General features: G+C 45.1%; 1 protein-coding gene. It reads right to left on the bottom strand.

Annotated elements, in window-relative coordinates; all coding sequences use genetic code 11:
* Window positions 1–168: 168 nt before the first annotated feature.
* A partial coding sequence (locus R8O11_RS31735; RefSeq protein WP_318195453.1) for a Na+/H+ antiporter NhaC family protein occupies window positions 169–501 on the bottom strand: 333 nt, incomplete at its 5' end.

The following is a 501-nucleotide window of genomic DNA, read 5'->3' as shown; positions in this document are numbered from 1 at the left end:
CCAATTCTGCCATCGTCGTATGAAGACTGTCCAAAACCTGACTTCACACAGCCAGAATTTTAAAGGTTATCCCCAAAAACGCGATTGCCCCCCTCACCTAAATCGCGTTAAAAAAAAGCTCCGCTAGTTACTAGCGGAGCTTCCTCTTTTCAACAAATCATATTGCCATTAAGCGCTCTGACATGATGCTATTTTCGATTTCGACAACCATGATAGAACAGCACAGACGATAACAAATGTAATCGACGCTGCAATGAAAGAGAACGCGATTGACGTTGTCATACCAAGTGCAATAAAGCCGACACATGAAACCAAAGCAACAGACAGCGCATAAGGTAACTGAGTTGATACGTGGTCAATGTGATTACAACGAGCGCCTGTCGAAGACAAAATAGTCGTGTCCGAGATTGGTGAACAGTGGTCACCGAATACTGCACCGGCCAAAACTGCACTTAGCATAGGAAGCATTAGTGCGATGTCAGTTGCACCCGCCATATCACC

Source organism: Vibrio sp. 1288 (assembly GCF_033344475.1).
Note: the sequence above shows the minus strand (reverse complement) of the source record. Positions and strands in the feature narration are given on the sequence as shown.